We start from the raw sequence: 13,999 nt of genomic DNA, 5'->3' as shown, positions 1-13,999 counted from the left end.
TCCGCGCCACCGCGTCGTTAGCGTCGGACGATGGCCGAGAACACATGGGACGCGTACCGCACGGTGATCCGGATGACGGGGGCGGCGCTGCCCGTCGTCTCCTTCCTCGGCAGGCTGCCCGTGGCCATGATCCAGTTCGGCAGCGTGCTCCTGGTGACCGAGACCAGCGGGTCGCTGGCCACCGGTGGGATCGTCGCCTGCGCGCTCGCGCTCGGCCAGGTGACGGCGGGGCCGTTCGTCGGGCGCCTCGCGGACCGGCGCGGCCAGCGCGCCGTGGTGCTCGCCTTCTCGCTCGCGAACGCCGTGGCGATCGCCGCGTACACCCTGGGCGCGGTCGCGGACCTGCCCACGCCCGCGCTCGGCGCGCTCGGCGTGCTCGCGGGCGCGACGATCCCGGGGATCGGCCCGCTCGCCAGGGCCCGCGTCGTCCCGCTGGTGCGCGCCAAGGGCGGCGACGACCGGCTCGCGAGCACGGTGCTGTCCTTGGAGAGCACCATGGACGAGCTGTCCTTCGTGCTCGGCCCCGCGCTGGTGGGGCTCGCGGCCGTGGCGGCACACCCGGCGTACGCCTTCGGGGCCGCCGCGCTCCTGGTCGCCGTCTGCGGCACGGGCTTCGCGCTGCACCCGACGGGGCGCACCGCGAGGGCGCTCGCGCCGGACACGGCACGCGCGCGCGGACGGCGGCCGGGCCTGCCGCGCTCGGTGTACGTGGTGCGGGTCGGCCTGGTCTTCCTGGGCGTGCTGCTCGGCGCCTGCGGTGCGGGCATCACGGCGCTGACCGAGGAGTTGGGGCAGCCGGGGCAGGCGGGACTCGTGTACGCGGCGATGGGCGTCATGAGCGCCGTCACCGGGCTGTCCATGGCGGCGCTGCCCGAGCGGTTCGGGCTGCCGGCGCGCTGGCGCGTGGCGACGGCGGCCGCGGCGCTCCTGGTGCTGCCCCTGGTGTGGACGGACAGCCTGCCCGGCCTCTACGTGGCGGTCACGCTGTTCGGCGCGATCTTCGCCCCGAACCTCATCACGGGCTTCGCGCTGACCGAGCGCGCCGTGCCGCCGGGGCGGCTCGCCGAGGGCATGACGTTCGCCTCCAGCGCCTTCGTCGGCGGCCAGGCGGTGACGCTGGCGGCGGCCGGGCGCCTCGCGGAGTCCCGGGGCGCCGCGGCGGCCTTCGCGCTCGGCGCCGCCGCGGCCGGGGCGGCGTTCGTGGTGGCCCTGCTGGCCCGCGCCGAGCCGCCCCACGACCCGCCCCGCGAGGAGCCGCCCCACGAGGACCCCGCCCCGCGCTCCCGCGCCGGTCTCACGCCGGACGCTGCAGCACCGTAAGACTCCGGTCGGCCAGCGTCAGCCGGTCCCCGGCCCGCACCTTCGCCGGGTCCGGCGGAACGCCGTCCTCATGGGCCGTGTCGACCACGATCTGCCACTGCCGGCCGTGGTTGACCGGCACCGTGAACTCCAGCGGGTCCGGCGAGGCGTTGAACATCAGCAGGAACGAGTCGTCGTTGATCCGCTCGCCGCGCTGGCCCGGCTCCGAGATGGCGTTGCCGTTGAGGAAGACACTCAGTGCCCGCGCCTGCGAGGCGCTCCAGTCGTCCTCCCGCATCTCGTCGCCCTCCGGGGTGAACCAGGCGATGTCGGACAGTTCGTCGTGCGTGCCCTGGACCGGGCGGCCGTGGAAGAAGCGGCGCCTGCGGAAGACCGGATGGTCGCGCCGCAGCATCGCCATCGCCCGCGTGAAGGCCAGCAGCGTGTTCTCGTCGTCCGGCCAGCGCACCCACGCCAGCTCGCTGTCCTGGCAGTACGCGTTGTTGTTGCCGCCCTGGGTGCGCGCGAACTCGTCGCCGTGGCTGAGCATCGGGACGCCCTGGGAGAGCATCAGGGTGGCGATGAAGTTCCGCATCTGCCGCGCGCGCAGGGCCAGCACGTCCGGGTCGTCGGTCTCGCCCTCGGCACCGCAGTTCCAGGAGCGGTTGTGGCTCTCGCCGTCCTGGTTGTCCTCGCCGTTGGCCTCGTTGTGCTTCTCGTTGTACGAGACGAGGTCGTGCAGGGTGAAGCCGTCGTGGCAGGTGGTGAAGTTGATCGACGCCAGCGGGCGCCGCCCGTCGTCCTGGTAGAGGTCGGAGGAGCCGGTCAGCCGGGAGGCGAACTCCGCGAGCGTGCGCGGCTCGCCGCGCCACAGGTCGCGGACCGTGTCGCGGTACATGCCGTTCCACTCGGTCCACAGGGGCGGGAAGTTGCCCACCTGGTAGCCGCCCTCGCCGACGTCCCAGGGCTCGGCGATCAGCTTCACCTGGCTGACCACCGGGTCCTGCTGCACGAGGTCGAAGAACGACGACAGCCGGTCCACCTCGTGGAACTGCCGCGCGAGCGTCGCCGCGAGATCGAAGCGGAACCCGTCCACGTGCATGTCGGTGACCCAGTGCCGCAGCGAATCCATGATCATCTGGAGCACGTGCGGCGAGCGCATCAACAGCGAGTTGCCCGTCCCCGTGGTGTCCATGTAGTAGCGCGCGTCGTCCATGAGGCGGTAGTACGAGGCGTTGTCCAGGCCCTTGTAGGAGAGCGTGGGGCCCAGGTGGTTGCCCTCGGCCGTGTGGTTGTAGACGACGTCGAGGATCACCTCGATGCCGGCCTTGTGCAGGGCCTTCACGGCCTGCTTGAACTCCAGGACCTGCTCGCCCCGGTCGCCCCAGGAGGCGTACGCGTTGTGCGGGGCGAAGAAGCCGATGGTGTTGTAGCCCCAGTAGTTGTTCAGGCCCATGTCGACCAGGCGGTGGTCGTTCACGAACTGGTGGACCGGCATCAGCTCCAGGGCCGTGACGCCGAGCTTCGTGAGGTGCTCGACGACCGCCGGGTGCCCGAGCGCCGCGTACGATCCGCGCAGTTCGTCCGGAAGGTCCGGGTGCAGCATCGTCAGGCCCTTCACATGGGCCTCGTAGATCACCGTCTCGTGGTACGGCGTGCGGGGCGGCCGGTCGTCGCCCCAGTCGAAGTACGGGTTGACCACCACCGAGGTCATCATGTGCGGCGCCGAGTCCAGGTCGTTGCGCTGGTCGGGCTCGTCGAAGTGGTAGCCGTACACCTCCTCGCCCCAGTCGATGCGGCCGCTCACCGCGCGCGCGTACGGATCGAGGAGCAGCTTCGCGGAGTTGCAGCGGTGCCCGCTCGCGGGTGCGTAGGGGCCGTGCACCCGGAAGCCGTACCGCTGTCCGGGCATGACGCCGGGGAGGTAGGCGTGCCGCACGAACGCGTCGGACTCGCGCAGCTCGACCGCCGTCTCCGAGCCGTCGTCGTTCAGCAGACACAGCTCGACGCGCTCCGCGGTCTCGGAGAAGACCGCGAAGTTCGTGCCGGCTCCGTCGTACGTGGCGCCTAAGGGGTACGCCTGTCCTGGCCAGACCTGCATGCATTCGACTCTTCCACTAACGCCCCCTCGGGTCGGGGCCACTTTGGCCAGAGTCTCCCCGAAAGTGGGGCAACCACCCAGGAGTTGAACCCGTCTAACCGTCTGACCACATACTCGGTATGCCCATGAATGGGGCGCCAGGGGAGTAGGGGGAGTAAGTGCGAGAAATAGTCAGACGTCACCTGGGGAAGGTGGTGGCGGGCGCGGCAGTGGCGGCGGCCGCCACCGCCGTGCTGGTGGGCGTCAATCTGCCGGGATCGGGGGCCGGTGGGTCGGGGGACCGCCAGGCCAACGCGGCAGCGGCACAGCAGGACGCCATCGCCAAGGACGGCGTCGTGGAGGCCGCGCCCGAGGAGGGCGCGAAGGGCATCGGCAGCGACCCGCTGACCGACGCGGAGATCGAGCGCGCGGAGAAGGCCTCGGTTTCCGGCCAGATGCGCTCCAGCGCCCGGGACGTGGAGGGGGACCGCGGCCCGCAGCTGCTGTCCACGAACCTCAGCGAGCCGGAGCCGGGCGACAACGGCGCCGCGGCTCCGCGCCGGGCCGAGGTCGTCTACTACGACTACAAGAAGGACGCCGTCATCACCAGGACGGTGAACCTGGAGACCGGCAAGGTGGACGACACCGCCACCACGCAGAACGTCCAGCCGCCACCCAGCCAGGAGGAGCTCGCCGAGGGCGCGAGGCTCCTGATCGCCGACCCGCTCGGCAAGGGCCTGAAGAAGGACTTCAAGCACGCCACGGGCAAGGCGCTGACCGGCCCGGACCAGCTGCAGCTCAGCGGCATGATCTTCCGCAAGGAGACCGTGGAGCGCGTGCCGTCCGACCTCGCCGCGTGCGGGAAGAACCGGTGCCTCCAGGTCGTCACCAAGGTCAAGAACGGTCCCTGGATCGACACCAGGTCCTTCGTCGTCGACCTGAGCACCCGCACCGTGGGCCGCCTCGGCTGACGCCGGCCGCCCGCGCCCGACACCACACATCAACTTCTCCTCGTACGAGGGAGTTCACTCCGCAATGCACGTCAACAGACTTTCGCGTGCCCGCAGACGAGCCACGCTGGCCGTCGCGGTCTCCGCGCTGCTCGGCGGCGCCGTCATGTCCACCGCGGGACCCGCCTCCGCCGCGCCGCCCCAGGCGCCCACGGCGGCGGCCGACTGCAGTGACGCCTACAAGATCGAGCAGACGGTCGACGGCGGCACGACCTGGCGCATGTGCTGGCACTACAACACGCTCTCCGGACTGATCCTCGACAAGATCAGCTACCAGCCCAAGGGCGAGCCGAAGCCGATCCCCGTCCTCACCAGTGCCCGCCTCGCGCAGGTCCATGTCCCCTACGACGACGGCGAGGCCGAGTACGACGACGTCACGGGCACCGACTTCGGCCAGGCCCTGCAGAACCTCAACGCCGGCGAGTGCCCCGGCGGCACCATCAAGACCGTCAAGGTCCCGCACCGGGGCAACGTGAAGGGCCTGTGCACCACCACGCGCGCGCGTGGGCACGCGTACCGCCTCAACGACGACGCGTCCACGGGCGGCAACGGCAAGGTCTACACCGGCCAGGGCAAGGACCTGCTCGTCTACACCGTGAACAAGGCCTCCTGGTACGAGTACATCACCGAGTGGCGGTTCTCCTCGGACGGCACCATCACGTCCAACGTCGGCGCGACCGGCAGCCTCTCGCCCTACGACTATGACGGCGGCGACAGCCGCGGCTGGCCCATCGGCAAGGGCGACCAGGCCAAGGCCGAGAGCCACGCCCACAACGTCTTCTGGCGGCTGAACTTCGGCCTGGACGGCTCCCCGAAGGCCAAGGTCGAGCAGTACGACTCCAAGGTCACCCCGCCCACGGGTGACGGCAGCCCCACCACGAAGACCACCCGCACCAAGGTCACCAAGGAACTCGCGGGCGACCGCAAGGACATGCGCTGGTGGCGCGTGGTCAGCGGGGCGGGCAAGAACAAGGACGGCCACCCCAGGTCGTACGAGATCGTGCCCGGACCCAGCAACAAGCACGCCGGACGGCCCTTCACCAAGCACGACGTGTACTTCACCGAGTACAAGAAGTGCGAGCAGTACGCGAGCAACAACCCGGGCTGCCCCAACGGCACACCGACGAGCGTCGACAAGTGGGTGAACGGCCAGAGCCTCACGCACCCCGTCACCTGGGTGCACATCGGCTTCCACCACATCGCCCGTGACGAGGACCAGCAGCCCATGCCGGTCCACTGGCAGGGCTTCTCCCTGGCGGCGCGCGACGTCACCGCTATGAGCCCGCTCACTCCGCAGGACCTCGCGAACCAGAACGGCCAGCCTCCGCTGGGCGGTTGAGAAACCACCCTGCCCATCGGGCTGCACCGCCCGCCGCTCCCGGAGTACCCTTCCTTGATCGTTGACCGGGGGAGTGGCTCGGGGGAGCGGAAGGCGGTGCGCGGGTGAGCTCGGGTGGGCGGGAGCTGACCCCTGGTGACGAGGGTCACGAGGGGAGCTCCGCGGACGTACCTCCCGGAGCGGTGTCCCTGGCACGGCCGATGGAGATGGGATCCCAGATCGGACCGGAACTGGACTGGGGCGCCGACGCCTGGCGCGAGGTCCGTACGCGTGCCCAGCGGGCCGGCCGGGCCTACATCTGGCTGAACCTGGTGGAACAGCGGCTGCGCGCGGTCGTGGCCGCTGTTCTGCGTCCCGTCTACGAACCCGTCCACGCCGACGACTGGGTCGTGGCCGCCGCGGGCCCCGCCGGGCAGGAATGGGTCCAGCGGGCCGTCGCCGTGCGCGAGGTGAGCCGCCGCAAGGGCTATCTGCTCGACCCGGCCGACGACAACGTCCTCAGCTTCCTCACGCTGCCGCAGCTGCGCGAGCTGATGGTGCAGCACTGGCCGTGCTTCGAGCCCTACCTCGACGACCGGCGCGACGTCGAACTGGCCCTGGACGAGCTGGAGGTCACCCGGAACGTCGTCTCCCGCAACCGCGCCCTCTCCGAGACGGTCCTCGCCCAGGCCGAGCGCGCCTCGGCCCGCCTCCTGGACATGCTCGGCGCGGGCACGGACACGCCCTCCGCGCGGCGCCTGCCCGTCGACGCCGTCGAGGACCTGGTCGGCGACCGGTACGCGGACGTGGTCGGCGTGCACCCGGACCGGGTGCGGCTGCTGCGGCAGTTCCCGGCGGAGGACATCTTCGGCGGCGCCCGCCGCCTCGACGCCATCGGCATCGGCCTCAACCTCCTCGTGCAGAACTTCTCGGGGCGCCGGCTGGTCCGGCTCGCCGAGTCCGGCTGCCGTACGCGGCTGCTCTTCCTCAACCCGGCGAGCAGCGCGGTCAAGCGCCGGGAGCGGGAACTGGGCATCAAGAAGGGCGAGTTGAGCCGTTCCGTCGAGATGAACATCCTGCACATGCGCCGGGTGCGGGCCCGGCTGCGCGACCCCGGGGCCTTCGAGATCCAGGTCTTCGACGAGACGCCGCGCTTCACCGCGTACCTGGTCGACGGGGACGGCGCGGACGGCATCGCGGTCGTCCAGTCGTATCTGCGCAGGACGCGCGGGATGGAGGCGCCGGTCCTCGTGCTGCGCGGCGGCGGCCGGGTGGTCAAGCAGGGCGACCCGGGCGAGGGCGGGCTCTTCACGACGTACCGCGAGGAGTTCGAGCTGGCGTGGGCGGACTCGCGGCCGGTGTCGTGACCGCGGGGACGGGCGAAGCGGAACGCGGTCCTCGGATTGTCAGTGGCGCATGGGATCGTGGTGGTCACTGGGGGAAAGCACCACGAAGAAGGGGGCGGCCATGGGCTGGCACCGGGAGCTGCTGATCGGGTTCGACCTGGAGACGACGGGGACGGACCCGGGCGAGGCGCGCATCGTCACGGGGGCGGTGATCGAGGTCAAGGCCGGCGAGACGCTGGGCCGCCGCACCTGGCTGGCGGACCCGGGCGTCCCGATCCCCGCCGACGCGGTGGCGGTGCACGGCATCACGGACGAGAGGGCGGCCGCGGAGGGCCGCCCCGCCGCCGAGGTGGCCGACGCCCTCGCCGAGGTCCTCACCTCGTACTGGCAGTCGGGCGTCCCCGTCGTCGCGTACAACGCGGTCTTCGACCTGAGCCTGCTCTCCGCCGAGCTGCGGCGGCACGGGCTGCCGTCCCTGGGCGACCGCCTCGGCGGCAGCGCCCCGGGCCCGGTCATCGACCCCTACACGATCGACCGCTCCGTGGACCGCTACCGCCGCGGCAAGCGGAACCTGTCGGCGGTCTGCGCGGAGTACGGCGTGGTCCTGGAGTCCGCGCACGACGCGGCGGCCGACGCCCAGGCCGCGGCGAGCCTCGCCTGCGCGATAGCCGACCGCCACCCCAAGGTCGCCTCCCTCGGCCCGGCGGAACTGCACCGCCGCCAGATCGAGTGGTACGCGGCGTGGGCGGCGGACTTCCAGAACTTCCTCAGGAAGAAGGGGAACGAGGACGCGGTCGTGGACGGGGTGTGGCCCCTCCGCGCGGAGGGGTAGGGGCCCCGGGCGGGGCACTCAGAAGGGGTACCAGCGCACGGCCGCGTCCCCGTCACGGAGTGATGCCACCCGGCGCCGGAACTCGGCAAGGGCCTTCGGGTTGGCGGGTGCGTGCTGCGCGACCCACGCGCAGCTGGCCGTCTCGCGTGCCCCGCGGAGCACACCGCAGCCCTCCCACTCCCGTACGTCCCACCCGTACGCGGCGACGAACCCGTCGTACGCCTCCGGCGCGAGCCCGTACCGGTCGCGCGACAACGCCATCACGACCAAGTCGTGCTCCCGCAGGTCCGAGGAGAACGTCTCCAGGTCCACCAGGACGGGCCCGTCCGGCCCGACCAGGACATTGCGGGGCAGCGCGTCCCCATGGACGGGCCCCGGAGCGAGCCGGGGAGTCAACGCGGCGGCCGCCGCGGCGAACCCGTCCCGCCGCTCCCGCAGATAGTCCGCGTCGGCCGCGTCGATCGCGTCGCCCGCGAGCCGCAGCCACCGCTCCACCCCGCCGAGCAGCTCGCGGCGCGGCAGGTCGAAGGAGGGGGAGTCCAGCTCGTGCACCAGACGGAGAAGCCCCGCGAGGTCCCGCGGCTCGGCGGGCCGCACGGCCTCGGGAAGCCGGTGCCAGAGCGTCACGGGGTGCCCGTCCACGTGCCGCGCCTCGGCCTCCGCGGCCCGCACCGCCGGCACGCCCGCCTTCTCCAGCCAGCGCGCGACGCCCAGTTCACGGCGCGCCCGGTCGAGGAGCTCGGGCGCGTCGCGGCCGACCTTGACGACCAGGTCGCCGACGGCGAACACCGCGTTCTCGCCGAGCGCGAGCAGCCGCGCCCCGCTCACCGGAACCGGCAGCTCCGCCGCGTCCAGTACGTCCCGTGCCCGCGCCTCATCCATGACGTGCCTCCCGTACCTCTTGCCCCGTTCGCCCGACAGTCTCGCATTCGCACTGGCCAACAGGCGTGTGAGGGCCGCCCGGCTGCTTGACGTATCAAGATCACATCAGCACGATGACGGGGGCCGCCGGGGCGGCCAGACCTACACGAGCCGCCCGAAGGAGCCCATTCCGTGACATTGGCGACCGCAACGAAGCGGTCGGCGAGAGGCACGCCGACAGGCAGACCTGCGGACCACGGCGCGTGGTTCCTCGTCCTGCCCGCGCTGATCCCGATCCTCGTCCTCAGCGTCGGCCCGCTCCTCTACGGCATCGCGCTGGCGTTCACCGACTCCCAGTCGGGCCGCACCGAGCCCACGCAGTGGGTCGGCGCCCTCAACTTCCAGGACCTGCTGCACGACACGCTGTTCTGGGAGTCGTTCCGCATCGGCCTGCTCTGGGCGTTCGGCGTCACCGTGCCGCAGTTCCTGCTCGCGCTCGGCCTCGCGCTCCTGCTCAACCAGAACCTGCGCTTCCGCTGGCTGGCGCGGGCGCTCGCGATCATTCCCTGGGCGATGCCCGAGGTCGTCGTCGGCATCATGTGGCGGCTCGTCTACCACCCGGACGCGGGCGTACTCAACGAGACGCTCGCGAACCTGGGCCTCGGGGAGGGGAAGGACTGGCTGACCGGCACCTCCACCGCGCTCCTCGCCGTGATCGTCGTCGGCGTCTGGGCGGGCATGCCGCAGACCACCGTCGCCCTGCTCGCCGGTCTCCAGAACACCCCGCGCGAGCTGCACGAGGCCGCCGCGATGGACGGCGCGGGCGCCTGGCGCCGCTTCACCACCGTGACCTGGCCCGCGATCAAACCGGTCGCCCTTGCCATCACGGCGCTCAACTTCATCTGGAACTTCAACTCCTTCGCCCTGGTCTACGTCCTGACCCAGGGCGGCCCCGGCGGCCGCACCCGCCTGCCCATGCTCTTCGCGTACGAAGAGGCCTTCCGGTACGGCCAGTTCGGCTATGCCGCCGCCATGGGCTGTGTGATGGTCGCCGTGATCTCGGTGATCCTCGCCTTCTACCTCGTGGGCCGCCTGAAGGGAGGCGACGAGGCATGATGCGTACGAAGCGGACGACGCGCGCCGCGCAGTACCTCGCGCTCGCGGCCTATCTGGTCTTTCTCGCCTTCCCGTTCCTCTGGCTGATCTCCACGGCCTTCAAGCCCGCGCGGGAACTGGGCAGCCTGCACCCCACCTGGATCCCCGAGGACCCGACCCTGGAGAACTTCCGCCAGGCCTTCGACGAGCAGCCGCTGCTCCGGGCGGCGGGCAACTCCCTGGTCGCCGCGCTCAGCGCGGCCCTGATCGCGGTGGTCATCGCGACCCCGATGGCGTACGTGATGGCACGGCACCGCAACCGCGTCGCGAAGGCGGCCACCGGGTGGGTGGTGGTCAGCCAGGCGTTCCCGTTCGTCCTGATCATCATCCCGCTGTTCCTCGTCCTGAAGAACCTGCACCTGATCAACTCGCTGCTCGGTCTGATCATGGTGTACGTCGTGTGGTCGCTGCCCTTCGCGCTCTGGATGCTCGTCGGATACGTCCGCGCGGTCCCCGCCGAGCTGGAGGAGGCGGCGGCCGTGGACGGCGCGAGCAAGGCGCGCACCTTCGTCTCGGTCGTCGCGCCGCTGCTCGCGCCCGGCATCGTGGCCACGGCGATGTTCTCCTTCATCACCGCGTGGAACGAGTTCTTCTTCGCGCTCGTCCTGCTCAAGACCCCGGAGAAACAGACCTTGCCGGTCATCCTCAACCGCTTCATCGGCGCGGAGGGCGTCGCGGACCTGGGTCCGCTCGCCGCGGCGGCGTTCCTCGCGACCATCCCCTCGCTGGTCATCTTCGCGATCATCCAGAAGCGGATCACCGGCGGCATGCTGGCCGGGGCGGTGAAGGCCTGATGCGCACCGCGCCCCGGCTGCTGACCGCCGCCGCCACGGCCCTCGCGCTGCTGCTCACCGGCTGCGCCGGGGACTCCGGCGAGGACGACGGGAAGATCACCCTCCAGTTCCAGTCCCTGGCCTGGCAGAAGGAGTCCGTCGACGCGAACAAGGCGCTCGTGAAGGAGTGGAACGCCACCCACCCCGACGTCCAGGTCAGGTACGTCCAGGGCAGTTGGGACAGCGTCCACGACCAGCTGCTCACCTCCTTCGAGGGCGGCGAGGCGCCGGACATCATCCACGACGCCTCGGACGACCTCGCCGACTTCGCGTACGGCGGGTACCTCGCGGACCTCGGCGACCTGCTGCCCGAGCGGCTGCGGTCCGACATCCCGCAGCGGAGCTGGGAGACGACGACCTTCGGCGGCAAGGTCTACGGCGTGCCGTTCCTCCAGGAGCCGCGCGTCCTGATCGCCAACGCGACGTGGCTGAAGAAGTCGGGGGTGCGGATCCCCACGCCCGACAAGCCCTGGAGCTGGGCGGAGTTCCGGCAGGTCACCAAGGAGCTCGGCGACGGCACCGACGGGAAGTACGGCGTCGCCTGGCCGCTGAAGGAGCCGGTCTCCGCGACGCTCAACCTGTCGCTGTCCACCGGCGGGCAGATGTTCCACCGCGGCGCGGACGGCAAGGTCGACGTCCGCTTCGGGGCGGCCGACGAGGTCGTGCCGCGCACCGTCCACGACCAGGTCAACACCGACGGGAGCGCCTCCGGGACGACCCTCGGCATGGGCGGCTCCGACACCCTGCCCGGCTTCTTCGGCGGCAAGTACGCGATGGTCCCGCTCGGGTTCTCGTACCGCCAGCAGATCGTGCAGCAGGCGCCCGACGGCTTCGAGTGGCAGGTGCTGCCCGCGCCCGCGGGCAAGGAAGGCCTCGCGCAGGGCGTCAGCCCGCAGACCCTGTCCGTCTCCGAGGACAGCCCGCACAAGAAGGAGGCGGCGGAGTTCATCGACTTCTTCCTCCAGCCGGAGAACATGGTCAGGCTCGCACGCGGCGACTGGATGCTGCCCACCGGCAAGGAAGCGCTGAAGGACCCCGCCCTGCACACGAAGAAGGACGACTGGGCCGCGGGCACCGCGCTCGCCGCCGACCTGCGGTCGGCGCCCGCCCAGTCGGTGCGGGGCTACCCGGAGTGGAAGGACAAGGTCGCCACCCCCGCGTTCCAGGAGTACTACAGCGGCGCGATCGGCCTGGACGAGCTGCGCGAACGCCTGGTGAAGGACGGCAATCTGGTCCTCAAGAGGTACCAGCGCTAGCGCCGTGACGTCAGCCGGCGGGCCGGTCCGTCCCCGTGCCCCGGTCCGCCGCCCGCTCCCCGGCCCGCACGAGCCCCGACTCGTACGCCACGATCACCGCCTGCGCGCGGTCGCGGACCCCCAGCTTGGTGAAGACGCCGGAGGCGTGGTTCTTCACGGTCTGCACGCCGATCTCCATCCGGTCGGCGATCGCCGCGTTGTCGAGGCCCGCGGCGATCAGCCGCAGCACGTCGACCTCGCGCGGGGTCAGCGCGGAGAGGTCCCCGGACAGCGGGTGCGCGGCCGGGGCCGGTGCCACGAACGTGGCGAGCAGCCGGGTCAGCAGCCGCGGCGCGACCACGGCCTCGCCGCGGTGCACGGTGCGCAGCGCGGCGACCAGTTCCTCGGGCGTGACGTCCTTGGGCAGAAAGCCCGCCGCCCCCGCCCGCAGCGCGCCGACCACGTGCTCGTCCAGGTCGAAGGTGCTCAGCGCGAGGACCCGGCACCCCGGCAGCTCGGCGGCCAGCCGCGCGGTCGCCCCGACCCCGTCGAGCACGGGCATGCGGATGTCCATCAGGACCACGTCGGGGCAGAGCCGGCGGGCCGCCGCGACGGCCTCCTCGCCGTCGCCCGCCTCGCCGACGACCTCGACGGCCGGGTCCGAGCGCAGGATCAGCGCGAGGCCGTGGCGGACGAGGGGCTGGTCGTCGGCGATGAGCACGGTGATCCGCTCCAGCGCCGGACCCGGGGGAGCGGTCATCGGGTGGTCCTGTCCTTCTCGTACGCGCCCTCATGGGCCTCGGCGGGCAGCGGTACCGCGGCGGTCACCGCGAAGCCGCCTTCCGGACGGTTGCCGACATGCAGCGAACCGTCGTGCAGGGCGACGCGTTCGCGCATGCCCAGCAGACCGTATCCGCCGTCCCGGCTCCCGCCGCCGGGGGCCCTGGTGTCACCGACGCCGTCGTCACCCACCTCGACGGTGACGCGGTCCGGCAGATAGGCGAGCCGCACGGTGGCGCGGGTGGCGCCCGCGTGCTTGCGGGTGTTGGTCAGCGCCTCCTGGACGATGCGGTGGAGGGTGAGGCCGACCGTCGTCGGCAGCGGCCTGGCCCGCCCGGTGACGTGCAGGGCGACGGGCAGCCCCGCGGCTCCCGAATCGGCGACGAGCCGCTCGATGTCGTCGACACCGGGCTGGGGTTCGGACGGCGCCTCCTCCGGAGTGTCGGTGCCGCGCAGCACGCCGAGGAGCTGGCGCATCTCGCCCAGCGCGGTGCGGCCCGACGCCTCCAGGGACAGCAGGGCCTCGCGGGCGGTGTCGGGGTCGCGGTCCAGGGTGGCCCGCGCGCCGCCCGACATGAGGTACATGGTGGTGACGTGGTGCGCCACGACGTCGTGCAGCTCGCGGGCGATGCGGCGGCGCTCCTCGGCCACCGCGCGGTCGGCGAGGAGCGTGCGGTTGATGTCCAGCTGCCGCTTCCACTGCCGTACGCCCAGGCCCACGGCGACGACGGCCGCGGTGATGACGACGTCGATCGTGCCCGTCATCGCGAAGGGCTCGGCGCCCTGCGCGTCCCGTACGAACTGCACGGGCACGCACACGGCGGCGCCCACCACCACGGCGCGCGGGCCGGAGTACCGGGCCACGGTGTACAGCGCGATGCTGGCGGCGGCGCCATAGCTGTGCGTCATGGGGCGGCCCGGGTCGGCCGCGACCCCCAGGTTGGCGGCCAGTTGCACGGCGAGGACCGCGCCGAGGGCCGGTACGGGGCAGCGGCGCCGCACGATGAGCGGGAGCACGAACGAGACGATCAGCAGGACACCGGCCACGGTCACGGGCGAGGTCGTGACCGCCGGAACGCCGGCGACGGCCGGGCCCGGCGTGACGTAGGCCAGCATTTCGACCGCCGTCGCGACGACGGCGAGCACCACGTCGCCCCGCGTGGGCCGTTCGCGTCCTTCGGGCGGTACCGGAGGGAAGTAGTCGCGTCCCATCCGGGCGCCTCCTAGCGGGGCCGATGGCCGGCCCCTTG

12 protein-coding genes are annotated in these 13,999 nt (G+C 72.0%); 8 read left to right on the top strand and 4 right to left on the bottom strand.

The window, feature by feature from the left end:
• Window positions 1-30: 30 nt before the first annotated feature.
• Window positions 31-1,320: an MFS transporter gene (locus AB0L89_RS11535; protein ID WP_365138106.1), complete on the top strand. Its 1,290-nt coding sequence runs from the start codon at window positions 31-33 to the stop codon at window positions 1,318-1,320.
• Here the strand turns inward: AB0L89_RS11535 and glgX are convergent.
• Entirely contained in the window at window positions 1,295-3,400 is a 2,106-nt protein-coding gene (glgX, locus tag AB0L89_RS11530; RefSeq protein ID WP_365138103.1) for a glycogen debranching protein GlgX, read from the bottom strand. The two genes, AB0L89_RS11535 and glgX, sit on opposite strands and share 26 nt — an antisense overlap.
• Window positions 3,401-3,594: 194 nt before the next feature.
• Between glgX and AB0L89_RS11525 the strand changes: the two genes are divergently transcribed.
• From AB0L89_RS11525 to AB0L89_RS11510, 4 genes are all read left to right on the top strand, one after another.
• A complete protein-coding gene (locus tag AB0L89_RS11525) occupies window positions 3,595-4,350 on the top strand; it encodes a Tat pathway signal sequence domain protein (RefSeq protein ID WP_365138100.1) in 756 nt (251 codons plus the stop codon).
• A gap of 64 nt (window positions 4,351-4,414) precedes the next feature.
• A complete protein-coding gene (locus AB0L89_RS11520; protein ID WP_365138097.1) occupies window positions 4,415-5,728 on the top strand; it encodes a copper amine oxidase in 1,314 nt (437 codons plus the stop codon).
• Window positions 5,729-5,832: 104 nt separating this feature from the next.
• Window positions 5,833-7,074 (top strand): SAV2148 family HEPN domain-containing protein, encoded by a 1,242-nt coding sequence (locus tag AB0L89_RS11515; protein ID WP_365138094.1) that lies wholly within the window; start codon window positions 5,833-5,835, stop codon window positions 7,072-7,074.
• Window positions 7,075-7,174: 100 nt separating this feature from the next.
• Complete coding sequence (locus AB0L89_RS11510) at window positions 7,175-7,885, top strand: 3'-5' exonuclease (protein ID WP_365138091.1); 711 nt, start codon at window positions 7,175-7,177, stop codon at window positions 7,883-7,885.
• A gap of 18 nt (window positions 7,886-7,903) precedes the next feature.
• Here AB0L89_RS11510 and AB0L89_RS11505 read toward each other — a convergent pair whose 3' ends face one another.
• Window positions 7,904-8,767 (bottom strand): aminoglycoside phosphotransferase family protein, encoded by an 864-nt coding sequence (locus AB0L89_RS11505; RefSeq protein ID WP_365138088.1) that lies wholly within the window; start codon window positions 8,765-8,767, stop codon window positions 7,904-7,906.
• Window positions 8,768-8,938: 171 nt separating this feature from the next.
• Here AB0L89_RS11505 and AB0L89_RS11500 point away from each other — a divergent pair, with 171 nt between their 5' ends.
• From AB0L89_RS11500 to AB0L89_RS11490, 3 genes are read left to right on the top strand one after another with little or no spacing between them, the layout of a single operon-like run.
• Entirely contained in the window at window positions 8,939-9,862 is a 924-nt protein-coding gene (locus tag AB0L89_RS11500; RefSeq protein ID WP_365138085.1) for a sugar ABC transporter permease, read from the top strand.
• Window positions 9,862-10,695: a carbohydrate ABC transporter permease gene (locus tag AB0L89_RS11495; RefSeq protein WP_365138569.1), complete on the top strand. Its 834-nt coding sequence runs from the start codon at window positions 9,862-9,864 to the stop codon at window positions 10,693-10,695. The genes AB0L89_RS11500 and AB0L89_RS11495 overlap by 1 nt, the downstream gene beginning before the upstream one ends.
• Window positions 10,695-11,990: a sugar ABC transporter substrate-binding protein gene (locus tag AB0L89_RS11490; protein ID WP_365138082.1), complete on the top strand. Its 1,296-nt coding sequence runs from the start codon at window positions 10,695-10,697 to the stop codon at window positions 11,988-11,990. The genes AB0L89_RS11495 and AB0L89_RS11490 overlap by 1 nt, the downstream gene beginning before the upstream one ends.
• Window positions 11,991-12,000: 10 nt before the next feature.
• Here the strand turns inward: AB0L89_RS11490 and AB0L89_RS11485 are convergent, their stop codons facing one another.
• The gene (locus AB0L89_RS11485; protein ID WP_365138079.1) at window positions 12,001-12,729 is read right to left on the bottom strand and encodes a response regulator transcription factor; all 729 of its coding nucleotides are present in this window, start codon (window positions 12,727-12,729) and stop codon (window positions 12,001-12,003) included.
• A complete protein-coding gene (locus AB0L89_RS11480) occupies window positions 12,726-13,961 on the bottom strand; it encodes a sensor histidine kinase (RefSeq protein ID WP_365138076.1) in 1,236 nt (411 codons plus the stop codon). The genes AB0L89_RS11485 and AB0L89_RS11480 overlap by 4 nt, the downstream gene beginning before the upstream one ends.
• Window positions 13,962-13,999: the final 38 nt, after the last annotated feature.

This window comes from Streptomyces sp. NPDC052114, assembly GCF_040680155.1.
Taxonomy (GTDB): domain Bacteria; phylum Actinomycetota; class Actinomycetes; order Streptomycetales; family Streptomycetaceae; genus Streptomyces.
Note: the sequence above shows the minus strand (reverse complement) of the source record. Positions and strands in the feature narration are given on the sequence as shown.